The sequence below is a fragment of the Novosphingobium sp. PhB55 genome (assembly GCF_004368805.1).
Taxonomy (GTDB): domain Bacteria; phylum Pseudomonadota; class Alphaproteobacteria; order Sphingomonadales; family Sphingomonadaceae; genus Novosphingobium.
The window spans coordinates 719,773-744,718 of record NZ_SODQ01000001.1 but is presented as its reverse complement, the minus strand read 5'-3'; the positions used below and the strand labels follow the sequence as shown (position 1 = coordinate 744,718).

General features: G+C 65.8%; 22 protein-coding genes and 1 other RNA gene. 17 read left to right on the top strand and 6 right to left on the bottom strand.

Translation table 11 applies throughout. From position 1 onward, the window contains the following. Positions 1-32 precede the first annotated feature (32 nt). The 3 genes from EDF57_RS03535 to EDF57_RS03525 all read right to left on the bottom strand — a co-directional run bounded on the left by EDF57_RS03535 (position 33) and on the right by EDF57_RS03525 (position 3,784). Positions 33-1,244, bottom strand: coding sequence for a glycosyltransferase (locus EDF57_RS03535; protein WP_134093088.1), 1,212 nt, complete (start codon positions 1,242-1,244; stop codon positions 33-35). A 23-nt stretch (positions 1,245-1,267) separates the two neighbouring features. Further along, positions 1,268-1,840 carry a helix-turn-helix transcriptional regulator gene (locus EDF57_RS03530; RefSeq protein ID WP_134093087.1) on the bottom strand — a complete coding sequence of 191 codons (573 nt, stop codon included), beginning with the start codon at positions 1,838-1,840 and terminating at the stop codon, positions 1,268-1,270. A 150-nt stretch (positions 1,841-1,990) separates the two neighbouring features. Continuing rightward, positions 1,991-3,784, bottom strand: a complete 1,794-nt coding sequence (locus EDF57_RS03525) for an ABC-F family ATP-binding cassette domain-containing protein (protein ID WP_134093086.1) — start codon at positions 3,782-3,784, stop codon at positions 1,991-1,993. Between the two features lie 152 nt (positions 3,785-3,936). On the opposite strand from EDF57_RS03525, the gene EDF57_RS03520 reads away from it, so the two are divergent. The 4 genes from EDF57_RS03520 (at position 3,937) to EDF57_RS03505 (ending at position 6,927) form a co-directional block, all read left to right on the top strand. Continuing rightward, a complete protein-coding gene (locus EDF57_RS03520) occupies positions 3,937-4,260 on the top strand; it encodes a PepSY domain-containing protein (protein ID WP_132263259.1) in 324 nt (107 codons plus the stop codon). Between the two features lie 146 nt (positions 4,261-4,406). After that, positions 4,407-5,084, top strand: a complete 678-nt coding sequence (locus tag EDF57_RS03515) for a response regulator (RefSeq protein WP_021232972.1) — start codon at positions 4,407-4,409, stop codon at positions 5,082-5,084. A 187-nt stretch (positions 5,085-5,271) separates the two neighbouring features. After that, the gene (locus EDF57_RS03510) at positions 5,272-6,588 is read left to right on the top strand and encodes a HAMP domain-containing sensor histidine kinase (protein ID WP_132264152.1); all 1,317 of its coding nucleotides are present in this window, start codon (positions 5,272-5,274) and stop codon (positions 6,586-6,588) included. Positions 6,589-6,723: 135 nt separating this feature from the next. Next, on the top strand, positions 6,724-6,927 hold the full coding sequence (locus tag EDF57_RS03505; protein ID WP_132263258.1) for a hypothetical protein: 204 nt from the start codon (positions 6,724-6,726) through the stop codon (positions 6,925-6,927). A 94-nt stretch (positions 6,928-7,021) separates the two neighbouring features. On the opposite strand, the gene EDF57_RS03500 is transcribed toward EDF57_RS03505, so the two are convergent. After that, entirely contained in the window at positions 7,022-7,324 is a 303-nt protein-coding gene (locus EDF57_RS03500) for a chorismate mutase (protein ID WP_132263256.1), read from the bottom strand. 108 nt (positions 7,325-7,432) lie between these two features. On the opposite strand from EDF57_RS03500, the gene EDF57_RS03495 reads away from it, so the two are divergent. The 4 genes from EDF57_RS03495 (at position 7,433) to EDF57_RS03480 (ending at position 11,597) form a co-directional block, all read left to right on the top strand. Beyond that, entirely contained in the window at positions 7,433-8,449 is a 1,017-nt protein-coding gene (locus EDF57_RS03495) for a polyprenyl synthetase family protein (RefSeq protein ID WP_132263255.1), read from the top strand. A gap of 390 nt (positions 8,450-8,839) precedes the next feature. Next, positions 8,840-9,580 carry a hypothetical protein gene (locus EDF57_RS03490; RefSeq protein WP_134093085.1) on the top strand — a complete coding sequence of 247 codons (741 nt, stop codon included), beginning with the start codon at positions 8,840-8,842 and terminating at the stop codon, positions 9,578-9,580. 35 nt (positions 9,581-9,615) lie between these two features. Further along, positions 9,616-10,683 (top strand): linear amide C-N hydrolase, encoded by a 1,068-nt coding sequence (locus tag EDF57_RS03485; protein WP_208324775.1) that lies wholly within the window; start codon positions 9,616-9,618, stop codon positions 10,681-10,683. A 149-nt stretch (positions 10,684-10,832) separates the two neighbouring features. Next, complete coding sequence (locus tag EDF57_RS03480) at positions 10,833-11,597, top strand: hypothetical protein (protein ID WP_207912816.1); 765 nt, start codon at positions 10,833-10,835, stop codon at positions 11,595-11,597. A 61-nt stretch (positions 11,598-11,658) separates the two neighbouring features. Here the strand turns inward: EDF57_RS03480 and EDF57_RS03475 are convergent, their stop codons facing one another. Beyond that, complete coding sequence (locus EDF57_RS03475; RefSeq protein ID WP_243654077.1) at positions 11,659-13,605, bottom strand: EAL domain-containing protein; 1,947 nt, start codon at positions 13,603-13,605, stop codon at positions 11,659-11,661. A 141-nt stretch (positions 13,606-13,746) separates the two neighbouring features. Here EDF57_RS03475 and hrpB point away from each other — a divergent pair, with 141 nt between their 5' ends. From hrpB to EDF57_RS03440, 7 genes are all read left to right on the top strand, one after another. Continuing rightward, complete coding sequence (gene hrpB, locus EDF57_RS03470) at positions 13,747-16,215, top strand: ATP-dependent helicase HrpB (RefSeq protein WP_134093083.1); 2,469 nt, start codon at positions 13,747-13,749, stop codon at positions 16,213-16,215. 45 nt (positions 16,216-16,260) lie between these two features. Continuing rightward, positions 16,261-16,539 (top strand): ETC complex I subunit, encoded by a 279-nt coding sequence (locus EDF57_RS03465; RefSeq protein ID WP_134093082.1) that lies wholly within the window; start codon positions 16,261-16,263, stop codon positions 16,537-16,539. A 180-nt stretch (positions 16,540-16,719) separates the two neighbouring features. Further along, positions 16,720-16,814, top strand: an RNA gene (gene ffs, locus EDF57_RS03460) — signal recognition particle sRNA small type. Positions 16,815-16,942: 128 nt separating this feature from the next. Beyond that, the gene (locus EDF57_RS03455; RefSeq protein ID WP_134093081.1) at positions 16,943-18,898 is read left to right on the top strand and encodes a DNA polymerase III subunit gamma/tau; all 1,956 of its coding nucleotides are present in this window, start codon (positions 16,943-16,945) and stop codon (positions 18,896-18,898) included. Between the two features lies 1 nt (position 18,899). Further along, on the top strand, positions 18,900-19,235 hold the full coding sequence (locus EDF57_RS03450) for a YbaB/EbfC family nucleoid-associated protein (protein ID WP_132263246.1): 336 nt from the start codon (positions 18,900-18,902) through the stop codon (positions 19,233-19,235). Between the two features lie 293 nt (positions 19,236-19,528). After that, positions 19,529-21,931 (top strand): endopeptidase La, encoded by a 2,403-nt coding sequence (gene lon, locus EDF57_RS03445; protein WP_132263245.1) that lies wholly within the window; start codon positions 19,529-19,531, stop codon positions 21,929-21,931. A 181-nt stretch (positions 21,932-22,112) separates the two neighbouring features. Beyond that, positions 22,113-23,138, top strand: a complete 1,026-nt coding sequence (locus tag EDF57_RS03440; RefSeq protein ID WP_134093080.1) for an aspartate-semialdehyde dehydrogenase — start codon at positions 22,113-22,115, stop codon at positions 23,136-23,138. A gap of 111 nt (positions 23,139-23,249) precedes the next feature. Here the strand turns inward: EDF57_RS03440 and EDF57_RS03435 are convergent, their stop codons facing one another. Then, positions 23,250-23,486, bottom strand: coding sequence for a hypothetical protein (locus tag EDF57_RS03435; protein ID WP_134093079.1), 237 nt, complete (start codon positions 23,484-23,486; stop codon positions 23,250-23,252). Positions 23,487-23,557: 71 nt separating this feature from the next. Between EDF57_RS03435 and EDF57_RS03430 the strand changes: the two genes are divergently transcribed. Both EDF57_RS03430 and EDF57_RS03425 read left to right on the top strand, forming a co-directional pair. After that, a complete protein-coding gene (locus tag EDF57_RS03430; RefSeq protein WP_134093078.1) occupies positions 23,558-24,001 on the top strand; it encodes a GFA family protein in 444 nt (147 codons plus the stop codon). After that, positions 24,002-24,763, top strand: coding sequence for an alpha/beta fold hydrolase (locus EDF57_RS03425; RefSeq protein ID WP_134093077.1), 762 nt, complete (start codon positions 24,002-24,004; stop codon positions 24,761-24,763). It abuts the gene before it with no gap. The last annotated feature ends 183 nt before the right edge of the window (positions 24,764-24,946 follow it).

Sequence of the window (24,946 nt, the reverse complement as noted above, 5' to 3'; positions counted from 1 at the left end):
GCCGTTCCTGCAAGGGAGCGGCCCTTTTCGTATCAGGCCGCAGCGTAGACCGGCTCGCCCGCAAGCACGTCGCGCCAGAAGCGCACGAGGTTCTGGGCATTCACGCCCCAGGAGAATCTGCTGACGTTCGCGGAAACGTCCTGCTGGCTCGGCGGATCGGCCAGGATGTCGCGCACGGCATCGGCGATCGCTTCGGGGGTGCGCTCGGTGATGATGCGCCCGGCGCTTTCGTCCTTCACCACCTCGCGGGCGCCGCCGATGTCGGGGATGACGATCGGCGTGCCGCAGGCCAGTCCTTCCACCCAGACATTGGCAAGGCCCTCGCTGGCCGAAGGCAGGACCAGCACGTCGGCCGCGCAAAGGACATGGGGCAGCAGGTCATGGCCGACGAGGCCGAGGAACTGCACCCGGTCGGCCACGCCCAGCCAGTCTGCCAGGGCATGGAGCGACTTGTCGTCCTCGCCCGTGCCGGCAAGGGCGAGACGCGCGCCGGGCAGGTGAGTGAGTGCCTCGATCACGAGGCGCTGCCCCTTGCGGGGGATCAGCGAGCCGGGCGTGACGATCAGCGGCCCTTCCGACCAGACCCCGAGGTTGGGCATCGCCGAGACGAGCGCCCGGGCGGCGCCGCGTGCTACGGGGTGGAAGCGCTCATGGTCGAGGCCGGTGTAATGAACGCCGATCCGTTCGGCGGGCATGCCCAGGGCGATCATGTCGCTGCGCAAGGCCTCGCTGACCGCCAGCATTCCGGCGGCCTGCTGCGCCGCCCGCTGCATCTGCTTGAGCGCAACGGGGCGCTGTCCCCAGTAATGGATGTCCGCCCCGCGCGACTTGATGGTGAGCGGCAGCCCCAGTTCGCGCGCGATCAGCGCGGCGGCGGGGCCGTCCGGGAAGAAGAACTGCGCATCGACCAGGTCGAACGGCCGCTCGGCATGAAGGCGGCGGACGAGCGGCAGCACGGCGCGGGCGATCCGGCCGGGATTGGTGTCGCCGCCGATCTTCGGGATCAGCGTGAACTTGGGATAGTGCACTTCGAAGCCGGCGCTGCTGCTGGATTCGGGAATGTGCCTGAGCTTGTCGTAGGGATGGCGGCGGGACAGCGGCCAGGGCGGAATGCCGATGGGGCTGACCATGGTAAGGTCCACCTCGCCCCCGGCGACGATCGCCCGCATCTGGTTGCCGACGAAGACGCCGAAGGACGGCTTCACCGGATTCGGAAACAGCGTGGCAATGGAGAGGATGCGCATGGCTTCCCTTTAGAGGCGGAAAGTTAGAGCTTTCTGACGAGCATGTCCGCAACGGCCAGCCACTGGGGATGTTCCACCGGTACGGGCGGCTGGCCGCTGATCGGGGGCAGCAGGAGCAGCGCCTCGCCGCCGCCCTCGATCAGCCTTCCGAATGCGAATCGGCCGCCGGGGAGTGGGGCGAGCACGTCGCGGTTCAGCAGGCGCGAAGCCTCGTGCAGGGGCGTCTGTCGCAGCCAGACCTGGTCTCCGGTGCGGTATTCGCCGCAGGTCGCCTCCACTTCCATCACCATCCACGGCAGGTCGGCGGCAAGATCGCTCGGCAGCAGGGCCTCGCGCCGGAGACGCGGGCTTTCGGCGCCGCTTTCGGAGAGGAGAGCCACGACCATGACCGGCTCGCTGGCCTCGCTGCGCAGGAGGCTCTCCGGATCGACACCCAGCGCCTGGGCGATCCGGTTCATCCAGACGAGCGAGAGATTACGCATGCCCGTCTCGAGGCGGCCGATGGTCTGCGCGGTCGTGACGGGCCGGCACGCGGCGGCGACATCGGCCAGGGTCAGGCCCTTCTGAAGCCGGATGTCGCGAATGCGGTTGATCATCGAGAAGCTGGCCCCTTGCCGATCCGGCTCAGCCTTGGCAGAGGGCTAACCGATCTGGTTTCCCTCATCGCCCCGGCGAGCCGTCTTGGCAAGGGACGGTGGGCAGGCGCGGTGGCTTGCCCGCCTGCCGCGCCTCGGCACCAGGCTCCCTTATCCCTCGACCAGTTCGGCCAGTTCCAGCCAGCGTTCTTCCGCGGCTTCCTTTTCGCCGCGCGACTTGTCGATAGCGGCGGTCAGGCTGGCGAATTTCGCCGGATCGCGGGTGTAGAGCGCGGGATCGGCCATGGCCGCTTCGTCGCGGGCAATGGCGGCTTCCAGTTCCTCGATCCGCTTGGGCAACAGCTCGTAGTCGCGCTGGTCCTTGTAGGACAGCTTGCCCTTCTTAGGCGGCGGCGGAGCGGCGGTATTGGCGCTCTCCTTCGTCTTGGCCTTGCCGCTGGCGGTGCGCTGGCGGCGCTTGGCTTCCCAATCCGCATAGCCGCCGGCGATCACATCGATATGGCCGGTGCCGTCGAGGCCGAGCGTGACGTTGACCGTGCGGTCGAGGAAATCGCGGTCGTGGCTGACGATCAGCACTGTGCCGTTGTAGTCCGCGATCACTTCCTGAAGCAGGTCGAGCGTTTCGAGGTCGAGGTCGTTGGTGGGTTCGTCCAGTACCAGCAGGTTCGATGTTCGCGCGAATTCGCGGGCGAACAGCAGGCGAGAGCGCTCGCCGCCCGAAAGCGTGCCCACTTTCGCCTCGACCAGACCGGGATCGAACAGGAAGTCCTTGAGATAGCCCTGGATGTGCTTGCGCACGCCCACCACGTCGATCCAGTCCCCGCCCTCGGCCAGGACGTCGCGAATGCGCATTTCCGGGCTCATGCGGCTGCGCTGCTGGTCGATGACGGTGGCGTCGAGCGTGGCGGCGCGCGTCACGGTGCCGGAATCCGGCTGCAATTCGCCGATCAGCAGCTTCAGCAGCGTCGTCTTGCCCGAGCCGTTGGAGCCGACGATGCCGATGCGGTCGCCGCGCTGGATGCGCAAGTTGAAGTCCTTGATGACCGTGCGGGCGGCCTCTCCGGTTCCAAACGTCTTGGTGACGTGCTCGGCGACGATGACGGACTTGGTCTTGCTGTCGTCCGCCACGACGGCGAGCTTGGCGGCGCCTTGCGGCCCCATCATCGCGGCGCGCTGGGCCCGCATTTCCCAGAGCTTGGCAAGGCGCCCCTGGTTGCGCTTGCGCCGCGCGGTCACGCCGCGTTCCAGCCAGTGCGCCTCGATCTTGAGCTTGGCGTCCAGCTTCTGGGCCGCGCGTTCCTCTTCGGCGTAGACCTCGTTTTCCCAGGCCTCGTAGCCGCCGAAGCCGATGTCCCTGCGGCGCATGCTGCCGCGGTCGAGCCAGAGCGTCGCATTGGTCAGGCGGGTCAGGAAGGTGCGGTCGTGGCTGATTACCACGAAAGCGCCGTTGTAGCGCTGCAGCCAGGATTCCAGCCAGTCGATCGCGGCAAGGTCGAGGTGGTTGGTCGGCTCGTCCAGCAGCAGCAGGTCGGGCTCGGAGGCGAGGGCACGGCACAGGGCGGCGCGGCGGCGTTCACCGCCGCTGGCGCTCTTCGCCTCGCGCGAGAGGTCGATGCCGAGCTGATCGGCGATCGATTCGACTTCGTGGCGCGGCGGGGCATCGTCGCCGTGAATGGCGAAATCGAGAAGGGTGTCGAACCCGGTGAAGAATGGGTCCTGTTCCAGCGTGACCACGCGGGTGCCGGGCTGGACCGAGCGCGTGCCCTTGTCCGCATCGACGCTGCCGGCAATCAGCTTGAGCAGCGTGGTCTTGCCCGCGCCGTTGCGCCCGATCAGCGCCAGCCGGTCGCGCGGGGCGATGTTGATGTCGAGGTCCTGGAAGAGCCAGCCGGAGCCCTGGATCAGGCCGAGGCCTTCCCAGCTGAGAATAGGTGCGATTGCCATGGCTCGGCGCCCTACAGGGCCGGGCGGGGGGCTGGCAAGCCGCACGGCGCGGCATCGCGAGCGTGGACTTTCGGCCACACCTCCGATCCGGCGCTGCCTTCCTGCCACATTCAGGACTTGTTCAAGGCGGCGGGCTTAGGCAGCAAGTCGATATGAAACAGGCTCTTTCTTTCCTGGCGGCCCCTGCCGCGCTGGCTCTTGCGGCCTTCGGGTCGGTCGTGCCCACGCTGACTGCGCATGCAGCCGATCCCGGCGGCGAGCAGGGTGAGGTGCGCCGCGAACGCAAGGCCGGCAACATCCTGTCCATCCGCGAGATCGAGCAGATCGTTCTGCCGCGCATGTCCGGGAAGCAATATCTCGGCCCGGATTACGATTCGGCCGCCATGGCCTATCGCCTGAAGTTCATCCAGAGCGGCAAGGTCTACTACGTCGATGTCGACGCGCGCACGGGGCGGGTGATCGGCCAATCGCGTTGAACGATGCCGCGTAGAAGCGCAGGCCCGTCGATCCGCGGGAACCAACGCGGGGGCCGTCGCTTGACGCTGCCGGGCTTTCGCCCCATTTGAACTCCGCCCCCACCGGCCCACTTTCATTGGGCCCGCCCTCTTAGGGAGAGACCGAATTGCGCATCCTGATCGTCGAGGATGAACCCACGCTCGGCAACCAGCTCAAGACCACGCTGGAACAGACCGGATATGCCGTAGACTTGTCCGTCGATGGCGAGGACGGCCACTTCCTGGGTTCGACCGAGGAATACGACGCCGTTATCCTCGACCTTGGCCTGCCGGAGATCGATGGCCTCACCGTGCTGGGCATGTGGCGCAGGGAAGGGCGCAATTTCCCCGTCCTGGTGCTCACCGCCCGCGATTCCTGGTCCGACAAGGTGGCCGGGCTCGACGCCGGCGCGGACGACTATCTGGCCAAGCCCTTCCAGACCGAGGAACTGATCGCCCGCCTGCGCGCGCTGATCCGCCGTGCCTCGGGCAACACTTCCAGCGAACTGACCGCCGGCGACGTGCGGCTGGACACCCGTTCGGGCCGCGTCACCCTGGCCGGGGAGCCGGTCAAGCTGACCGCGCAGGAATACAAGCTGCTGTCCTACCTGATGCACCACAAGGGTAAGGTGGTCAGCCGCACCGAACTGATCGAGCACATCTACGATCAGGATTTCGACCGCGATTCGAACACGATCGAGGTCTTCGTCACGCGCATCCGCAAGAAGCTGGGTGCCGATGTCATCACGACGATCCGTGGCCTTGGCTACAGCCTCGACGACCCCGCAGAACCCGGCCGCGGCTGACGTGTCAGCCCCGGAACCGGGCCTCCCGGAAGCGGGATCCGGCACGAAAGCGTCCCGTGCGGCGGCTGCCGGTGTAGCGGGGGCCGGTGCGGCGGGGGCCAGCGAAGCCGGGTCCAACGCGCCGGGAACCGGAGAGAGCGGCGGCGCCCAGGTGCGGGCCGCCAATACCGGCTCGCTCGCGCGCCGCATGATGCTGATCGCGGCGGGATGGATCTTCATCCTGCTGCTGGTCGGCGGGCTGGCGCTCGACCGGACGCTGACCGGCCTCATCACGCGCAATTTCGACGAGCAACTTGGCTACATGCTCACCGGCATGATCGGCTCGGTGGAAATCGGGCCGGACGGCGAAGTCTTCTTTATCCGTCCGCTGGGCGACCAGCGCTTTCTGGAGCCCAATTCCGGGCTCTACTGGCAGATTCGCGCCAAGGGCCATGAGGATTTCCCGTCGCGTTCGCTCTGGGACCGCAGCATCAACGTGCCGCCCGAGCATTTCGACGCCCAGCAACACGTCTATGACAGCCCGCAGTTCCCCGGCGAGCCCCTGCGCGTGATGGAGCGGGCGGTGATCCTGCCGGGCAGCGATGCCCAGTGGATGTTCACGGTCGCGGCCAGCCGGGTCGATCTGAACGACCAGATCAAGATGGTGCGCGGCATTCTCGTCTATAGCTTCGTCGCGCTGGGCTTCGGCCTGCTGCTCATGGCGGGCATGCAGACCTGGTACGGCCTGTTCCCGCTGCGCCATGTGCGCCGCGCAATCCAGAAGCTGCGCACGACCGGCGCCAGCCGCGTCACCCAGCCGCTGCCGCAGGAAGTGGAACCGCTGGTCGACGAGCTGAATGCACTGCTCGCTCATACCGAAAGACAGGCCGAGGAAGCGCGCATGCATGCCGGCAACCTCGCTCACGCGCTCAAGACGCCGCTTACCGTGGTTATGAACGCGGCCACGGCCAAGGCGCCCGATCTCTCGGACACCGTGATTCGCGAAGCGGCGGTCATGCGCCGCCAGGTCGATCACCATCTGGCGCGGGCGCGGGCGGTTGGCCGCCGCGCCGTCGGGCAATCGCGCGCGGAAGTCTGGCCGAGCCTGGAGGCCGTGCTGCGCGCGGTGGAGCGGCTCTACGACCAGGCGCGGCTGGACCTGGACGGCAATCACGACGCCGTCGTGGCCCTCGAAAAGCAGGATCTCGAGGAGATTCTCGGCAACCTGATCGAGAATGCGGCCAAGTATGGCGGCGGCAGCGTGTTCGTGACGGTGGACCCCGATCGCACTTCGCGCTTGTGCGAAGTGTGGATCGAGGACGACGGCATGGGCATTCCCGAAACCGAGCGTATCCGCATCTTCGATCGCGGCGCGCGTCTCGATACCGGCAAGCCCGGCACCGGGCTGGGCCTTGCCATCGTGCGCGATGTCGTGGAAATCTACGGCGGCACCGTGGAACTCGACGAGAGCGAGGACCTTGGCGGCTTGCTGGTCAAGCTCAAGCTGCCGCGGGTCGATGCCTAGGTTCACGGTCCCATCCGGCGCCCGGCTTCCCGTATTCAGCTTCGGACGGGATTTTCGTGGGAACCGGCGCAGAGGCGGTTGCGGCTCCGTTCATTCATCCCCATTGGCGCGGTTTACCAGATCAAGGACCCTTTCATGACCGATTCCATCAACCTGTCGCTGTCGTCGGACGAGATCGAAATCATCGTCGACGCCCTCGAAGCCGATCTCGAAGGCTATGTCGAAGCTGCCAAGGAAGCGCGCGGCAACAACAACCGCGAGGACGTGGCGACCTTCACCGAAGCGGCCACGCGTATCCAGACGCTGATGTCGAAGCTTCAGGATCTGGTGGAAGACTGAACTTCCAGGCCAGCTTTTCCTGCAGGAGCTGCCGTCCCGGGCCATCCCGGGACGACGGCTCCATATACGGATCCGATTCCCTGAAAGCCTGGGCTCAGGCCTGGTTCTTCGCGCGCTCGTGGTGGCGGATCACTTCGTCGATGATGAAGCGGATGAACTTCTCGCCGAAATCGGGGTCGAGATGGGCGTCTTCCGCCAGCTTGCGCAGACGCACGATCTGGCGTTCCTCGCGGCCGGGGTCGGAGGCGGGAAGGTCGTTCTTCGCCTTATAGGCGCCTACCGCCTGGGTGATCCGGAAGCGTTCCGCCAACATGTGGATCAGAGCGGCGTCGATATTGTCGATGCTCGCACGGAAACCGGCGAGTACGAGGTCGGCTGCGGGAGTGTCCTGGGTCATCGCGTGGTCCGCTAGCACGGGTTCGCCGCCTCTTCCAGTCGGGGCGTTCGACCGTCCCGTGGCATTCGCTCTTGCGTTACGGACGCCGAACGCGCAATGCGCGGGTCGATGAGTGCCGATGTCATTCCCCTGCGCGCACGCGGGTCGCAGCCTACCCTCGCTCCCATGCTGGCGCTCACCGCTCCCGGCATGAACAGCGTCAACGCCGTCATTCTGGACCGGATGCAGAGCGAGATTCCGCTCATCCCGGCGCTTGCCGGGCATCTGATCTCGGGCGGTGGCAAGCGCATGCGCCCGATGCTGATGGTCGCGGCGGCGGAGCTGTGCGGCTATCAAGGGACCCGCCATCACAAGCTGGCCGCGGCCGTGGAATTCCTTCACACCGCCACGCTGCTTCATGACGATGTCGTCGACGGTTCGGACATGCGCCGCGGCAAGGCCGCCGCCAATATCGTCTTCGGCAATCCCGCGACGGTTCTGGTGGGCGATTTCCTGTTCACGCGCGCCTTCGAATTGATGGTGGAAGACGGCAGCCTCAAGGTCCTCAAGATCTTCTCCAAGGCCAGCTCGATCATTGCCGAGGGCGAGGTCGATCAGTTGACCGCCCAGCGCCGGATCGAGACGAGCGAGGAGCACTACCTCCAGATCATCGGTTCCAAGACCGCGGCGCTCTTCGCCGCCGCCACGCGCATTCCGGCGATCGTTGCTGAAAAGAACGAAGCGGAGGAGCACGCGCTCGACGCCTATGGCCGCAATCTCGGCATCGCGTTCCAGCTGGTCGACGACGCCATCGACTACGATTCGGAAGCCTCCGAATCGGGCAAGGACAAGGGTGACGATTTCCGCGAGGGCAAGATGACCCTGCCGGTGATCCTGGCCTATGCGCGCGGCAATGCCGAGGAACGCAAGTTCTGGGAAGACGCCATCGCCGGTTTCCGCACCGAGGATGAGGACCTGGCCCACGCCGTGGAACTCATCAACCGCCACGGCTGCGTGGAGGCGACGCGGGAACGCGCGCGTCTCTATGCCCAGCGGGCCATCGATTCGCTCTCGATCTTCCCCGCCGGCGCGGCGCGGGAGGCCATGTGCGAAGCGGTCGAGTTCGCGGTGGCGCGCCGCTACTGAGCTTCGGGCTTTTCCATCTTCGTTATCGGACGCCGGGCAGCATCTGTCCGGCGTTTTCGTATGTGCTCTGCCGATAGTTATCGTTGGCGTAACTTTAATGTCGCTGGAAATCTTGCGACGAGGCTGCCGGAGTAAATGAGTAAAGCTTCGATCTATTAGGTTGATACTATAGGAAAATGGCTATAGGTTCGCGGCGTTACGAGTTCCTGCCTCGGGAGATCGTCGTTGGTTCGAAGTGGTCGATCCTCATTTCGGTTCCTTCTCGCGGGCATCCTGCTTTGTGGGCTTGCCGGACTTTCCGAGGCGAGGGCGCAAGGTGCTCCGGATGATGCCTCTGGCGGTCAGGCCGGCGGCGTTTCTGTCGATACCGTCGATGAAGGGCGGGTCCCGATGCCCCCTCCGGCCGGACGCGGCGGCACCGGCTGGACGCTCATCGTCAGTCCTTATGTCTGGGGCGCTTCCATTGGCGGCGACCTTGGCCTGGCCGGGTTGCAGACTCAGGCGCATTTGCCCTTCGGCGATATCTTCCACCATCTCGACCTTGCGGCCATGGGAACCGTCGAAGCGGTGAACGGCCGCTGGGGCGGATATCTCGATGCCCAGCATGTGAAGACCTCGCAGACCGAGCAGGTGCTGTCGCTGCCCGTGGATCTCAGCATCCGCACCACGCGCGTGGCGGGCGGGTTCTACTACAAGGCCTGGATCGTTCCGCTTCCGGGCGAGACGGCCTTCGGCAATCCCCGGAACGTCTCTTTCGAACCGACCGTGGGCCTGCGCTGGACCGACCTGAAAGCCAGCGCCGCCGTCGCGCCCCTGGCCCTGCAGACGGCGAAAGGGGCGAACTGGGTCGATCCCTTCGTGGGTCTGCGCATGAATGCCGATCTCTCGCGGCGCTGGAATCTTTTCGCCCAGGCCGACGTGGGCGGCTTCGGCGCCGGCTCCGACATCAGCGTCAATGCTGTCGCCATGCTGGGGTACCGCACGCATGTCTTCGGACAGCGCACGATCCTGCGGGCAGGCTATCGCTTCATCTACGAGGATTACGACCAGCCCGATTTCACCGGGCGCGGCAAGTTCGTCTGGGACATGCAGCAACGCGGCCCGCTGATGGGACTGTCGATGCTCTTCTGATTGCTCCGTTGCCACGAGGAGAATTGCCGATGCGCATGACGACCACATTCGGGCGGGCGCTTTGCGCGCTGGCCGTGCCGGGCCTGCTGACCGCGGGTGTCGCCGCCGATGCCTGCACGCGGGCAGTCTATCTGGGGCCGAACGACAACGTCATCACGGCCCGCTCGATGGACTGGAAGAGCGACATCGTCTCCAACTTGTGGATTCTGCCGCGGGGCATGGCGCGGACCGGCGAGGCAGGGGCCAATTCCATCAAGTGGACTTCGAAATACGGCAGCGTCGTCGTCAGCGGCTATGACGTCTCCAGCACGGACGGTGTCAACGAGAAAGGGCTCAACGCCAACATGCTCTGGCTGGTCGAATCGGAATATCCGCATTTCGACGGCAAGGGTAAGCCGGGGCTGACGATCGCGGCCTGGGCGCAATATGCGCTCGACAACTTCGCGACCGTTGCCGAGGCCGTGGCGGCGTTCGAAAAGGAGCCTTTCACGGTCGTCACCGACAGTGTGCCGGGCGAGAACCGCCTGACGACCGTGCACCTCTCCATGTCGGACGCCACGGGAGACAGCGCCATCGTCGAGTATATCGGCGGCAAGCAGGTGATCCATCACGGTCGCCAGTTCCAGGTCATGACCAATTCGCCGACTTACGACGAGCAACTGGCACTCAATACCTACTGGAAAGGCATCGGCGGCACGACCATGCTGCCGGGCACTAACCGCGCGGCGGATCGCTTCGCGCGAGCTTCCTTCTATATCAACGCCATTCCCAAGGAGCCGGACCCCAACAAGGCGCTCGCCGCGGTGTTCAGCGTGATCCGCAATGCCTCGGTGCCCTATGGCATCAACACTCCGGAAGAACCGAACATCTCATCCACCCGCTGGCGCATCGTCTTCGATCACAAGCGGCAGCTGTACTTCTTCGAATCGGCTTTGACGCCCAACACCTTCTGGGTCGACCTGAAGAAGATCGATTTCTCGAAGGAGACGGGCAAAGTGAAGAAGCTCGATCTCGGTCCAGATCAGGATCACACCTTCTCGGGCGAGGCGAACAAGGACTTCGTGGACCATGCACCGTTCCGGTTCCTGGGTTTGACGGGCTGAATTTCCGCTATTTTCAAGGATGTTGGGCGGTGGCGGGTGCCCGGCATCGCTCGCACGGTGGGCTTTTCGCGCAACAGTCCACCGTGCAATGAAGTTGCAATAAGGCCGCAATTGCGGTGGCAGGGGAAGCACCCTATTCAGGCCGCGTCATGCCCTCCGAATCCGAGCAGGCGCCGTCGGGTTATCAACCCGGCTCGCCGCGCCAACGCCTCGTATCATCGTTCCTCTCTGCGGGGCTGATCCTTCTTGCGCTGTTGCTGGCCATCTACCAGACGGGCCTCGTTCCCGAACTTGCGAAGAAGACGACCGCGCTGACCACGTTCGATGTCGTCGACCATGATCGCGACAAGGGCGGGGACAAACCGGCCCAGCCCAAGCAGCGCGAGGAAAAGAAGGTCGAGCAGAAGCAGCAGGCCGCGGTGGTGCAGGAAAAAGTGCCGACGCCACCTGTCGAAACGCCGGTGGAGAAGAAGCCCGCTTTCACCTTCCTCAAGATGTCGAGCCAGGACTTCGCCGCGGCGGATATCGGCAAGATGAAGGGGCAGGGGCTGGCGCAGGGTGCTCCGGCACCGGGCGGTTCGGGCGGGACTTACGGCCCCGGCGAAGGCCCTGGCGGCGCGACGCTTTACAACGCGGACTGGTTCCGCCGACCCACCGATGCGCAGCTTGGCGGGTACTTGCCGGAAAAGCGGCCCAATACCGGCTGGGGCATGATCGCCTGCCAGACCATGGAACATTACAAGGTCGACAACTGCCAGATCCTGGGCGAATCGCCGCGCGGGTCTGGCTTCGGCCGGGCGGTGCTCAATGCGGCGTGGCAGTTCGAGGTTCTTCCGCCGCGCATCAACGGCAAGCCGCAACTGGGGACCTGGGTGCGCATCCGCATCGACTACGGGACCAAGAGCGACATCTGAACGGGCCGCGAAAGCGGATGGCGGACTGAACCAGGCCTAGCCGCCCGGTCAGGCCGCCCGATCAGGCCATGTGCCAGGTCTTGGAAGAGGTCTCGATCCGGGCCAGCATATCATCCAGCGACATGGGCCGGGCGATGTGGAAGCCCTGGGCCAGCGAGAACCCGGCGATCCGGGCGCTGAGGAGCTGGTCTTCGGTCTCGATCCCTTCGATCACGCATTCCAGCGAGAGCGCGCGCGCAAGGTTACGGATTGCCGAGATCAGGCGGCGGCCCACGGTCTCGTCGAGCCGGGGCGCGAAGCTGCGGTCGATCTTGACCATGTCGAGCGGCAACTGGTGCAGCGAAGAAAGGCTCGAATAGCCGGTGCCGAAGTCGTCCAGCGCAATCCGGGCGCCGGTGGCGCGCAGGCGCTCCAGAACGATACGAGCGGTGTCGAGTTCGGCGATCAGGGTCGTTTCGGTGATTTCGAAGAGCAGGCGACGGGCGTCGCTGCCGCTCGTTTCGATCCGTTCGAGCAAAGTGCCGATTGTCTCGGCGTCCGAAATGTCGTGGCCCGACAAGTTGAACGAGACCGAGATGGGGTGCGGCAGGCGGGCCAGGGTATCGAGCGCATGATCGAACAGGGTCGCCGTCACTTCGCGGGCACGGCCCACGCGTTCGGCCGCGGCGATCATCATTTCCGGCGCGATCACGCCCAGCGTAGGCGAGGTCCAGCGGGCGAGGCATTCGAAGCCGACTGGCTGGTTGCTTTCAGTGGCGATGATCGGCTGATAGGCGACCGAGAGTTCGCGCGAGAGGTCCGCGCTCTGCATCGCCGCATCGAGTGCCTGCTCGGAACGGATCAGGGTTTCCAGGTGATCGGAAAAGCGCACGCACTGGCCGCGCCGGTGATTCTTGGCATGGTAGAGTGCAAAGTCGGCGCGGTCGTAAAGCGAATGCGCGGTGCGCGCGCTTTCCGGATAGATCGCAATTCCCGCCGATCCGCCGACGGCCATCGTCACTTCGCCGATCCGGGCCGGGCTGCGGATGGCGGCGCAGAACTTCTGCGCGATCGCCTCCGCCTCGTCGGGGCCACCGGGCACGATGAAGCCGAATTCGTCGCCGCCTAGGCGGGCGATCGTCACGCTGGGATCGCACTGCGCGATGAGGCGCGTGCCGATGACCTGGAGCAGCCGGTCGCCCTGGGCATGGCCGTAAGTATCGTTGACGGGCTTGAAGCGATCCAGATCTATCAGGCCGACGCAGAAGACTCTGTCTTCGCCGCTTTCCAGCAGGTTTTCGAGCGTGGCGAAGAAATAGCGGCGGTTGGGCAGGCCGGTAAGCGCGTCGGTCTGCGCCAGCCGGGCGTTCTCGTCACCCAGCGCCTGAGCCTGCCGGCGTTCGGCGCGCAAGTCGCGCTGGGCGACCTCCAGTTCGACGAACGAATCGTACGTGTCGCGCAGGATCTTGAGGATCACGGCCGCCACCAGCGCGATGTTGATCGCCACGGCGGTGAGCGTCGCCGAACCCGTCGTCACGCAATAGACGAGGAACATGCCCAGTGCCGTCAGGCAGATCAGCAGGGCGGCGGTGGGCAGGAACGTCAGGCAGAACACGCAGCCGAGCACGGTGACGGACACAAAAACCGCGACGTGGCCGTGCTCGTAAGGGCCGCCGTAACGGTCGAGGCAGAGCGACCAGACGGCGAAAGCCATGGCGAAGACCAGCGCCAGCCAGATCGCCCGGCGCATGCGCCGCAGCGCGACATCCGCTTCCAGATCGCGCTGGCCGATGGGGCGCAGCCATACCAGCATGCGAATCAGGCAGCAGGCGATGAGGACGGCGGGGATCGTAAGGGTGAGAAATCCGGGGGCCAGCGCACGATGCGTATAGGCCAGGATGGCCGCATTGACCGACAAGAGTCCATAAAGCGGCGGGATTCGTTCGCGCAGACGCAAGTACTGCGCCACGGGCAAGGGGTAATGCCCGGCGCGGTGCATCTTGTATTCGATTACATTGGCGTCAGGCAAAACGTGAACTCCTGAGAGTTTTGCTTAGGTATGATTCCTTGATGAAGAGTAGACGTCTTCAACAATTTCATCCGTTTCGGATCCGGATCCAGCGAGGCTGGAGCCTTTCCCGCTCCCGCCCCGCGCACTAAGGAGTCGTGCGTGAGCGACCTTCCCATCCAAGCCGTATTGCCCGAAGTCCTGTCCGCATTGCGTGACGGTCCTCACGCTGTGCTGATAGCGCCGCCGGGTGCCGGCAAGACGACCGCATTGGCTCCGGCACTGCTGGCGGAGCCCTGGTGCACGGGCACGGTGATCCTGCTTTCGCCGCGCCGCGTGGCTGCCCGCGCCGCGGCCGAGCGCATGGCCGAGCAATTGGGCGAGAAAGCCGGGGAAACGATCGGCTACGTCACCCGTCTCGATGTGAAGCGCTCCGCCCAGACGCGAGTCGTGATCATGACCGAGGCGATTTTCGTGGCCACCATCGTATCCGATCCGGAGCTGTCCGGCGTCTCTGCGGTGCTGTTCGACGAGGCCCACGAGCGGCATCTCGACAGCGACCTCGGCCTCGCACTCGCCATCGAATCGAGCCAGGTCCTGCGCGAGGATCTGCGCATCGTCGTCATGTCGGCGACGATCGACGGCGCGCGTTTTTCACGGTTGCTGGGCGGGAATGCGCCGGTGATCGAAAGTGCGGGCAAGGCGTGGCCGCTGGCGATCCGCTGGCTGGGCGGGTCGCCCGACCTGCGAATCGAGGATGCCATGACGTCCGCCGTGCTCACCGCATGGCGCGAGCAGGAGGGGGACATTCTTGCCTTCCTCCCCGGCGTGCGGGACATCGACCGGGTGGCGGAGCGGCTGGCGGAACGCCTGCCGGCCGCGCTCGTCCTGCCTCTGCATGGCCAATGCGAGCCGGCGGCCCAGCGCGCGGCGATCCGCCGCGACTCGCAGGGACGCCGCCGGATCGTGCTTTCCACGGCGATTGCAGAGACTTCGCTGACGCTCGAGGGCGTTTCCGTGGTCGTCGACAGCGGCCTGTCGCGCCGGGCTGAATTCGACAAGGCCGCTGGGGTCACCCGGCTGGCGACACACCGCGCGAGTCGCGCCTCGGCTGCCCAGCGCGCGGGCCGCGCGGCGCGACAGGGGCCGGGCACGGCCTACCGGCTGTGGGAAGAGGCGGCGCATCCCGGGCGTCCCGAATTCGACCCGCCGGAGATGCTCACCAGCGACCTGGCGCCGCTGACGCTGTCGCTGGCCCAATGGGGTGCAGGCGATCCGGCGGCGATGGCCTGGCTCGATCCGCCGCCGCCGCCCGCTCTGGATGCCGCGCGGCGGCAACTGGTCGCCCTTGGCGCGCTGGATGGAGACGACCGGATCACGGCTTTCGGCCGGAAGGTCGCGGCACTGCCCATGGACCCCGCGCAGGCGGCGATGATCCTTCATGCCGCCGAGCGCGTCGCCGCCCCCGTCGCGGCCCGGCTCGCCCTGCTGCTGCAGGAGCGTGGGCTGGGTGGTCGCAGCGAGGATCTGGCGCAGCGCCTCTCGCGCTGGGATGGCGATCGCTCGCCCCGGGCGGAAGCGTCTCGCAAGCTTGCGGCGGGCTGGGCGCGCCGGGCCCGCGCGCTGATCGCGGGGGAGGACGACAGGCAGGACGTGCCTCCCGGCGTTCTGCTGGCGCTGGGGCGGCCCGACATGGTTGCGCGCCGCCGCGATGCGAGTGGTGAGAACTGGCTCTCCGCCGGGGGCAGGGGCTACGTGCTCGACCCGGCCTCGCCGCTGGCCTCGCGCGAATGGCTGGTGATCGGCGACGCCCAAGGCCAGGCCAAGGGCGCGCGGATTCTGTCCGGCGCGTCGCTGGAGGCGACGGACGTGGAGCAGGGCCTGTCCGACCGGATCGAGCGCCGCTCCGTCCTGCGCTGGAACGAGGCCGAGGGCCGGGTGGAGGCGCGGCTAGAACGGCGGCTGGGCGCGATCACGCTGGCCAGCGGCCCCGATCCGGCGCCCGATCCGGAGGCCATCGCCGCGTTCCTGCTCGAACGGGTGCGGGAGAAGGGGCTCGACCTCGTGCCTTTCGGCAAGGGCACGCTCTCGCTGCTGCGCCGGGCGCGCTACGCGGGGATCGCGGCGCTCTCCGAGCAGGCCCTGCTGGCCGATCTCGACGCATGGCTGGGGCCGCTGCTCGGGCGGCGGCTCGATGCGATCGACAAGGGCGCTCTGGCCGAATCGCTGCGCAATCGCCTGGCCTGGGACGACCAGCAAGCGCTGGAGAAGCTGGCTCCGCCCGAGTTCCGCAGTCCGGCGGGGAGCACGCATGCCATCGATTACGAGGACGAGGGCGGGCCAAGCGTGGAAGTGCGGGTTCAGGCCCTGTTCGGCCTCGACCGCCATCCCACGTTTGGCCAGCCGCCGCAGCCGCTCCTTCTCAAGCTGACGTCTCCTGCCGGCCGTCCGATCCAGACAACCCGCGATTTGCCGGGATTCTGGCGCGGATCCTGGCGCGATGTGCAGCGCGACATGAAGGGGCGGTATCCCCGACATCGCTGGCCCGACGCGCCCTGGACCGAGGATCCCAGCCTCAAGACGCGCAACGCATTCGAGAGGTCAAAAGGAGAAGCATCCGGGAAGACGTGATTTGCGCTTGATTCTCTCCCTGATTCGGAGGCAAAGCGCTCGGCCATGAGTGCACGCATCTATCAGCGCCCGAAGAACGCCATGCAGTCCGGCAAGGCACTGCTGGACCAGTGGGTCCTCGAGTTCGCCCCTTCCGAAGCGAAGAAGCCCGATCCCCTGATGGGGTGGGCCGGTTCCGGCGACATGCAGCAGCAGGTCACGCTGAGGTTCCCGGACCTGGAAGAGGCCAAGGCCTATGCCGCGCGCTACGGTATCGAGGCCGAAGTGCACAGCACCCCGCCGCGCCGCCTCAAGATCCAGGCTTACGCCGACAATTTCCGCTGATCCGCTGCGCTGCGGCGCACGTTTCTGAGCAAATCGGCCCGCGTTTCCGGCAAGGATACGCGGGCCGCTGCCGTTATGGCGTCGGTACGGCTCGCCGCCGTCATGGCCCGCCCGAAGCCCCTGTTGAAAAGCCGGACAATCCGGGCTGGACAAACCGGGCGCGTCTCTCCATATGGCCGCCCGGGAGTCGGGTGGACGTTTGCGTTCGCCAACCTGGTCAGGTCCGGAAGGAAGCAGCCACAACGGATAGCGGCGGGTCGCCCGGCTCCTTCAGCCCACATCATGCAACATGATTGCCGGACCCGCCGATGCCCAGCGCTTCGGTTGGGGCATTCGGCTCTGGGCTGTGGAGCAAATTGCTTTTCCCCTGACATTCCCGTCCCCAGTCCCTAGTTTACGCGCGATGGACGATTCACGCGACATGTTCGGCGATACCCCCCCTTGGGACGACAAGGAGGAGGAGGCGCCCGCACCGACCCAGGCCGAGCTGGAACAGGCCGGTCAGGCGTCGATGTTCGGCGAGCCCGAATCCGCGCCCGATGCCGCGCCTGTCGCATCGACGCCGGCCCCGGCGGAAGCGAAGCCTGAGGCTGCGGTGTCCAAGCCTGTCGCCAACCCCGAGCCGGCAAAGGCCGAACCGGCCAAGCCTGAATCCGGCAAGCCCACGGCCGCTCCGGCGCAGCCCTACCGGGTGCTGGCGCGCAAGTATCGTCCGCAGACTTTCGCCGAACTGATCGGTCAGGAAGCCATGGTCCAGACCCTGGCCAACGCCATCAAGCGCGACCGGCTGGCCCATGCCTTCCTGATGACCGGCGTGCGCGGGGTGGGCAAGACGTCCACCGCGCGGCTGATCGCAAAGGCGCTCAACTGCATCGGCCCGGACGGGCAGGGCGGCCCGACCATCGATCCCTGCGGCCAGTGCGAGCCCTGCCTGGCGATTGCCGAGGGCCGCCATATCGACGTGATCGAGATGGATGCCGCCTCGCACACGGGCGTCGACGACGTGCGCGAGATCATCGAGGCCGTGCGCTATGCCGCGGTTTCGGCGCGCTACAAGATTTACATCATCGACGAAGTCCACATGCTTTCCCGCAACGCTTTCAATGCCTTGCTGAAGACGCTTGAGGAACCGCCGGCCCATGTGAAGTTCCTTTTCGCGACCACCGAAGTGGACAAGCTGCCGGTCACGGTGCTGTCCCGCTGCCAGCGCTTCGACTTGCGCCGTATCCCGGCACCGATGCTGGCCGCGCATTTCGCCCGGGTCTGCGGCCTGGAGGGCGTGGAAGCCGAGGACGAGGCGCTGGCCATGGTCGCCGCCGCCGCCGAAGGTTCGGTGCGCGACGGGCTCTCGATCCTCGACCAGGCCATCGCCCATGCCGATCTCGATGGCGAGGGGCAGGTCCTGGCCGAGAAGGTGCGCGACATGCTCGGCCTTTCGGACAAGAGCGTGCAGCGCGGCCTCGTCACCGCGATTCTCGACGGCAAGGGCGGCGAACTGCTCGAACTCGTGGCGCGCCAGTTCTCGCTGGGCGTCGAGCCGATCGCGATCATGCGCGGGCTGATGACACTGGTTCACCGCATCGCCGTGGCGCAAGTCGCCGGCGGCGCGCACGATGCCCATTCGGCGGAAGAGCGCGAGGCGATCGAAGGCTGGGCGAAGTCGCTCAAGGCCGGGCAGGTCCATCGCATCTGGCAGCTCCTGCTCAAGGGGCACGAGGAAGTGAAATCCGCGCCCGATCCGCTGGTCGCCGCGCAAATGGCGCTGCTGCGGATCCTGCATGCCTCGGACATGCCGGACCCGGGCTCGCTGGTGAAGAAGCTGGAAGAGCTGGCCGCGCGGGCCCCCGCTGCCGCGCCGGTGCCTGTCGCTCCCGGTGCGCCGGAAACAGGCGGCGCTGGGGGCGAGGGCATGGCACAGGCCGCTCCCGTCCCGGCCGCGCCTGCCCCGGCGCCCAGTGTGGAGATGATCGCGCGCCGCTGGGAAGAGCTGATCGACGATGTCGAGCATATGGGCGAGCTTTCCAGCGCCAATACCATGCGCATGCAGGTGCGGGTGGTCGAGCTGGGCGCCAGCCTGCTGCGCTTCTCGCAGCCGCCCGGCTTCAGCGAAGACATCACCGGCATCCTGCGCGCCTGCCTGACCAAGGCCACCGGCGAGCGCTGGGAGGTCTACAAGGTCGGCGAGCAGGGCGCGCCCACCCTGGTGGAGCAGGCCGAGGCGAAGAAGAACGCGGAAAGCGATGCCGTGAACCGGCATCCGTTGATCCTGGCCACCAAGGCCGCTTTCCCGCAAGCCGAAGTTATCGAAGATGATCGTCCGATTGCCGTTGGCGGCGGCGGACGGAACTGGAGACATTGAAATGAAGTCGATGGAAGAGATGCTCAAGGCGGCCCAGCAGGCGGCCGAGACCATCCAGAAGCAGATGGACGAAGCGCAGACCAAGCTGGATGCGATGGAAGTCGAAGGACTTTCGGGCGGCGGACTGGTCAAGATCCGCTGCTCGGCCAAGGGCCGCGTGATCGGCGTGTCGATCGACGACAGCCTGATGCAGCCGGGTGAAAAGCAGATCCTCGAAGACCTGATCGCCGCTGCCTACAATGACGCGCGCGTCAAGGCGGACTCGGTCGCCGGCGAGGAACTGGCCAAGGCCCAGCAGGGCATGGGCCTGCCGCCCGGCTTCAAGATGCCGTTCTGATCCATGCGATGCCTTCCTGCGCCCGCTGGTCCACGCCGTCACAGGCGAACGGGCGCAGGCGCAGGAACCGCGATTTCCACCAGGGTTGACGATACTCCGGCTGAATCGCGCTATATTGGATCAGGGGCCCGGTGTTTTCTATGAACCGGGATCTAGGGGAAGGGTGAAGTGGTGCGGTTAGCGCTTCCACAGTCTTTCGGCGTCAATCCCATTGCGTGAGGCGCCAGAGACCCCATATCGTCCCGCGAAGGCCGGGGGGCTCACAGCCTACCCGCGTGTGTGTTGAAATGGATATGACCTTGAACCTGCTTCCCCTGCTTCCCTTGCGCGACATCGTCGTGTTCCCCGGCATGGTCGTGCCGCTTTTCGTCGGACGCGAGAAATCGGTGGCCGCGCTCGAAGCGGCGATGGCGGGTGAAAAGGATATCTTCCTCCTCGCGCAGCTCGATCCCGGCTGCGACGATCCCGACCGCGACGATCTTTACGACACCGGCGTGATCGCCAGCGTCCTCCAGCTGCTCAAGCTGCCGGACGGCACCGTGCGCGTCCTCGTCGAAGGACAGGAACGCGCGAAGCTGGAAACGCTGCGCTCCGAGCAGTCCGCCGAGGGCGAGATGCTGGTCGCGCAAGTCGAGCGCGTGGAGCAGGTCGAGGCCGACGGCACCGAAACCGCCGCGATGATGCGTTCGGTGGTCGAGCAGTTCGGCGAATATGCAAAGCTCAACAAGAAGCTCTCGCAGGATGCCGGCGACCAGCTCGGTGACATCGAGGACGCGGCCAAGCTGGCCGACACCATCGCCGCGCAGCTTTCCGCCAAAGTGGGCGACAAGCAGGCCGTGCTGTCCGAGCCGGACCCGCTCAAGCGCCTGGAAATGGTTTTCTCCTTCATGGAAGGCGAACTCGGCGTCCTGCAGGTCGAGCGCAAGATCCGTGGCCGCGTGAAGCGGCAGATGGAAAAGACCCAGCGCGAATATTACCTCAACGAGCAGCTGAAGGCGATCCAATCGGAACTCGGCGGCGGTGACGGCGAGGAAGCGAACGAACTTCAGGAGCTTCAGGAGCGCATCGAAAGCACGCGTCTCTCGAAGGAAGCGCGTGAAAAGGCCACGGGCGAGCTGAAGAAGCTGCGCTCGATGCAGCCGATGAGCGCCGAAGCCACGGTCATCCGCAATTACCTCGACGTGCTTCTGGGCCTGCCCTGGGGCAAGAAGAGCAAGCTGAAGCGCGACATTTCCTCCGCGCAGGAAATCCTCGACGCCGATCACTACGCGCTGGACAAGGTCAAGGATCGCATCGTCGAGTACCTGGCCGTGCAGGCGCGTACCAACAAGCTGAAGGGCCCGATCCTGTGCCTCGTCGGCCCGCCGGGCGTGGGCAAGACCTCGCTGGGCAAGTCGATCGCCAAGGCGACCGGCCGCGAATTCATCCGCCAATCGCTGGGCGGCGTGCGCGACGAAGCCGAAATTCGGGGACACCGTCGCACGTACATCGGCTCGCTGCCGGGCAAGATCGTCACCAACCTCAAGAAGGCCGGCAAGTCGAACCCGCTGTTCCTGCTCGACGAGATCGACAAGCTGGGCCAGGATTTCCGCGGCGATCCCGCCTCGGCGCTGCTCGAAGTGCTGGATCCGGAGCAGAACTCGAAGTTCCAGGACCACTACCTGGAACTGGACATCGACCTTTCGGACGTGATGTTCGTCTGCACCGCGAACAGCCTGAACCTGCCGCAGCCGCTGCTCGACCGCATGGAGATCATCCGCCTCGAAGGCTATACCGAGGACGAGAAGGTCGAGATCGCCGAGCGCCACCTCGTGCGCAAGCAGGTCGAGGCGCATGGGCTGAAGAAGGGTGAGTTCACGCTGACCCAGGAAGGCCTGCGCGACCTGATCCGCTACTACACCCGCGAGGCGGGCGTCCGCACGCTGGAGCGCGAGATCGCCAAGCTGGCGCGCAAGTCGCTGCGCCAGATCCTGGAAGGCAAGGCGAGCGAAGTCACGATCACGCCGGAAAACCTCTCCGACTTCGCGGGCGTGCGCAAGTTCCGCCACGGCGTGGGCGAGGAAGAGCATCAGGTGGGCGCCGTCACCGGCCTTGCCTGGACCGAAGTGGGCGGCGAACTGCTGACCATCGAAAGCGTGACCGTGCCCGGCAAGGGCCAGATCAAGGCGACCGGCAAGCTCGGCGACGTGATGAGCGAGTCGATCCAGGCCGCCTTCAGCTTCGTGAAGGCGCGCTCGCCCGCTTACGGCATCAAGCCTTCGACGATCCAGAAGAAGGACATCCACATCCACCTGCCCGAAGGCGCGGTGCCCAAGGATGGTCCTTCGGCCGGTATCGGCATGGTGACCTCGATCGTCTCGACGCTCAGCGGCGTGCCGGTTCGCAAGGACGTCGCCATGACCGGCGAGGTTACGTTGCGCGGGCGTGTGCTGCCGATCGGCGGGCTCAAGGAAAAGCTCCTGGCCGCCCTGCGCGGCGGCATCACCACGGTGCTGATCCCGGAGGAGAACCGCAAGGACCTGGCGGAGATCCCCGAGAACGTGAAACAGGGCCTGGACATCATTCCGGTCGCGCATGTCGACGAAGTGCTTGCCCGGGCGCTGACCGAGCCGCTCGAGGCCATCGAGTGGACCGAGGCGGATGAACTGGCAGCAGCGCCTTCGCAAACGCCGGCACCGTCTGCCACCGCGCACTGATAGGCTGCGGGACATCCTTTTCATGTCTGAAGAGGGTGTCCCGCGGTAATTTTCGGTTAAACAGATGGGCCTGAAAGAAAGTCTTTTGCGTGACGGCGCTTGTCAGGAGCGTGGTCACCCTGTAACGGCCCCCGTTCCTGCCGCGCATCTTGCCGCAGGATTTTGCTAGAAGGATCTTGAAATGGGTTACCGGGTTGCCGTCGTCGGCGCGACCGGAAATGTCGGCCGCGAAATGCTCAACATCCTCGCCGAGCGCGAATTCCCCTGCGACGAAATCGCAGCGGTGGCTTCGTCGCGTTCGACCGGGACCGAGATTGAATTCGGCGAAACCGGCAAAATGCTCAAAGTAAAGAACATCGAGCATTTCGATTTCACCGGCTGGGACATCGCTCTCTTCGCCGCCGGATCCGGCCCGACCGCGATCCACGCTCCGCGTGCTGCCGCGCAGGGCTGCGTCGTGATCGACAACTCGTCGCTCTACCGCATGGAGCCGGACATTCCGCTGGTGGTGCCGGAAGTGAATCCGGACGCGATCGACGGTTACAAGGCGCGCAACATCATCGCCAACCCCAACTGCTCGACCGCGCAGATGGTGGTGGCGCTGAAGCCGCTGCACGACAAGGCGAAGATCAAGCGCGTCGTCGTCTCGACCTACCAGTCGGTTTCCGGCGCGGGCAAGGAAGGCATGGACGAGCTGTTCGAGCAAAGCCGCGCAATCTTCGTGGGCGACCAGGTCGAGGCGAAGAAGTTCACCAAGCAGATCGCCTTCAACGTGATCCCGCACATCGACGTTTTCCTGGACGATGGTTCGACCAAGGAAGAATGGAAGATGGTCGTGGAAACCAAGAAGATCCTCGATCCCAAGATCAAGGTTCAGGCCACGTGCGTGCGCGTGCCGGTCTTCGTGGGCCACTCGGAATCGCTCAACATCGAGTTCGAGGAAGAAATCTCGGCGATCGAAGCCCAGGACATCCTGCGTGAAGCGCCGGGCGTGATGCTCGTCGACAAGCGCGAGGACGGCGGATACGTCACCCCGGTGGAAGCCGTGGGCGATGGCGCCACCTACATCAGCCGCGTTCGCGAGGACTCGACCGTGGACAACGGCCTGGCGCTGTGGTGCGTCTCCGACAACTTGCGCAAGGGCGCCGCCCTCAACGCGGTGCAGATCGCCGAACTGCTGGGCCGCCGTCACCTCAAGAAGGGCTGACGCGGCGGGCTTCGGCCCGAACCGATTGAAAAAGGGCCTGCGGAGCATTCGCTTCGCAGGCCCTTTTTCTATTGGCAGCTCAAGTATTCTGCCTTCCCCGGGGGCGACGGATCAGCCCTCGGTCTCATCCGATCTTGCCGCGCCGGCCTTCATCTCGGCATAGGCGGCGTCGCGCGCTTCGCCTTCCAGCGTGAGGAGATAGCCCGAGGCTTCCTTGTAGGTGAGGAACGGCAGGCCGTCGGCCAGGATCGGCTCGGTGCGGCTGTTGTAGATTCGTTTCAGCAGGCGTCGCTGCGGCCTGCTCAGCGGCGGGTTTTCGCCTGCCGGTTGCGCGTCGGTGGTTTCCATGCAGCGCTCTATCATGCCCCGGTTTGCAACGGCAATGGCGCGGGCGTGTTCGACGGGTTAGTCTGGCGCCCATGACCCGATCCATGACCGGAGGCTGCCAGTGCGGCCGCATTCGCTACGAGGCCCAGGTCGAGAACGACGAGGCCTACCTTTGCCACTGCCGCTATTGCCAGAAGGCGACGGGCGGCTTTGCGGCGGCGTTCGTGCAAGTGGCGAAGGCCGGTGTCGCCTGGGCGCACGAACCGGACTGGTACCAAAGCTCGGCCATCGCTCGCCGGCCGTTCTGTTCGCACTGCGGAACGCCGCTCGGCTTCGACTTCATCGAGAGCAGCGGCAATATGGACCTGACACTTGGCAGCTTCGACGATCCCGGTTTCTTCCGCCCGACCACGCATTCCGGCTGCGAAAGCTTGCATCCTGCGTGGCTCGATACCAAGGACTTGCCGAGACATTACAGCGCGGAGACGGAAAGCGTCGCCTCGCGCTGGAAGGCGGCAGGACTGGAGGTTCCCTAAGTGAGCGATCTGCGCAAGGAAGTCATCGAAGGTTACGCAGGCACCGATTTGGCCGTGCACGTCACGGGCGACACGGGCGCGCGGCCGTTGCTGCTGCTCCACGGCCTGTTTTCCAGCGCCGACGTGAACTGGATCAAGTACGGCAACGCGAAGATTCTTGCCGATGCCGGGTTCGAGGTCTTCATGCCCGACCTTCGCGCTCACGGCCAGAGCGGCGCGCCGCACGACCCGGCGGCCTATCCCGCCGACGTGCTGGTTGAGGACCTGAAGCTGGTGATCGCGGCGCTCGGGCTTGCCGACTACGACCTCGGCGGTTTCTCGCTCGGCGCGCGAACGGCGGTGCGCGGCGTTCTGGCGGGGCTCGCGCCGCGCAAGCTGATCCTGGGCGGCATGGGCCTGACCGGCCTGTCCGGCTGGGCACGGCGCAGCGCGCACTTCGTGGATGCCATCGACCGTTTCGGCACCATCGAGCGCGGTGACAAGGCTTTCGTCGCGCAAGCCTTCATGAAATCCATGAAGATCGACCGCGTCGCTGCGCGGCTGCTGCTGGGTTCGGTCGACGATACGGGGGCGGATGCGATCGCGCGGATCACCATGCCCACGCTCTGCGTCTGCGGCGGGGAAGACCACGACAACGGTTCCGCGCAGGAACTGGCCGAGGCGCTGCCGCAAGGCGAGTATGTCGAGACGCCGGGCAATCACATGTCCTCGGTGACGTTCAAGGATATGGGGCGGGCTATGGCGGCGTTTCTGCTCGATTGAACCTCGTCATTGCGAGGAGGCGAAACCGACGTGGCAATCCAGAGCGGCGCGGGACTGCCCTGGATTGCTTCGCTACGCTCGCAATGACGAAGTGAGGGAAGGGGGAAGGGGTACAGGCATGTAGGAGGGAACGCACGCATCGGTGTCTCCCCTGCTTATTCTCCTCCCTTTCTGCCTCGACGG

What these genes read in the sequence shown, in the direction of transcription:
- EDF57_RS03465 (WP_134093082.1), top strand. Translation starts at nt 16,261, where the DNA reads ATGAGTGCACGCATCTATCAGCGCCCGAAGAACGCCATGCAGTCCGGC.
- EDF57_RS03505 (WP_132263258.1), top strand. Translation starts at nt 6,724, where the DNA reads ATGACCGATTCCATCAACCTGTCGCTGTCGTCGGACGAGATCGAAATC.
- EDF57_RS03500 (WP_132263256.1), bottom strand. Translation starts at nt 7,324, where the DNA reads ATGACCCAGGACACTCCCGCAGCCGACCTCGTACTCGCCGGTTTCCGT.
- EDF57_RS03495 (WP_132263255.1), top strand. Translation starts at nt 7,433, where the DNA reads ATGAGTGCCGATGTCATTCCCCTGCGCGCACGCGGGTCGCAGCCTACC.
- EDF57_RS03450 (WP_132263246.1), top strand. Translation starts at nt 18,900, where the DNA reads ATGAAGTCGATGGAAGAGATGCTCAAGGCGGCCCAGCAGGCGGCCGAG.
- EDF57_RS03455 (WP_134093081.1), top strand. Translation starts at nt 16,943, where the DNA reads ATGGACGATTCACGCGACATGTTCGGCGATACCCCCCCTTGGGACGAC.
- EDF57_RS03520 (WP_132263259.1), top strand. Translation starts at nt 3,937, where the DNA reads ATGAAACAGGCTCTTTCTTTCCTGGCGGCCCCTGCCGCGCTGGCTCTT.
- EDF57_RS03535 (WP_134093088.1), bottom strand. Translation starts at nt 1,244, where the DNA reads ATGCGCATCCTCTCCATTGCCACGCTGTTTCCGAATCCGGTGAAGCCG.
- EDF57_RS03485 (WP_208324775.1), top strand. Translation starts at nt 9,616, where the DNA reads ATGACGACCACATTCGGGCGGGCGCTTTGCGCGCTGGCCGTGCCGGGC.
- EDF57_RS03440 (WP_134093080.1), top strand. Translation starts at nt 22,113, where the DNA reads ATGGGTTACCGGGTTGCCGTCGTCGGCGCGACCGGAAATGTCGGCCGC.
- EDF57_RS03530 (WP_134093087.1), bottom strand. Translation starts at nt 1,840, where the DNA reads ATGATCAACCGCATTCGCGACATCCGGCTTCAGAAGGGCCTGACCCTG.
- lon (WP_132263245.1), top strand. Translation starts at nt 19,529, where the DNA reads ATGACCTTGAACCTGCTTCCCCTGCTTCCCTTGCGCGACATCGTCGTG.
- EDF57_RS03435 (WP_134093079.1), bottom strand. Translation starts at nt 23,486, where the DNA reads ATGGAAACCACCGACGCGCAACCGGCAGGCGAAAACCCGCCGCTGAGC.
- EDF57_RS03510 (WP_132264152.1), top strand. Translation starts at nt 5,272, where the DNA reads ATGATGCTGATCGCGGCGGGATGGATCTTCATCCTGCTGCTGGTCGGC.
- EDF57_RS03480 (WP_207912816.1), top strand. Translation starts at nt 10,833, where the DNA reads ATGCCCTCCGAATCCGAGCAGGCGCCGTCGGGTTATCAACCCGGCTCG.
- EDF57_RS03490 (WP_134093085.1), top strand. Translation starts at nt 8,840, where the DNA reads ATGCCCCCTCCGGCCGGACGCGGCGGCACCGGCTGGACGCTCATCGTC.
- EDF57_RS03430 (WP_134093078.1), top strand. Translation starts at nt 23,558, where the DNA reads ATGACCCGATCCATGACCGGAGGCTGCCAGTGCGGCCGCATTCGCTAC.
- EDF57_RS03525 (WP_134093086.1), bottom strand. Translation starts at nt 3,784, where the DNA reads ATGGCAATCGCACCTATTCTCAGCTGGGAAGGCCTCGGCCTGATCCAG.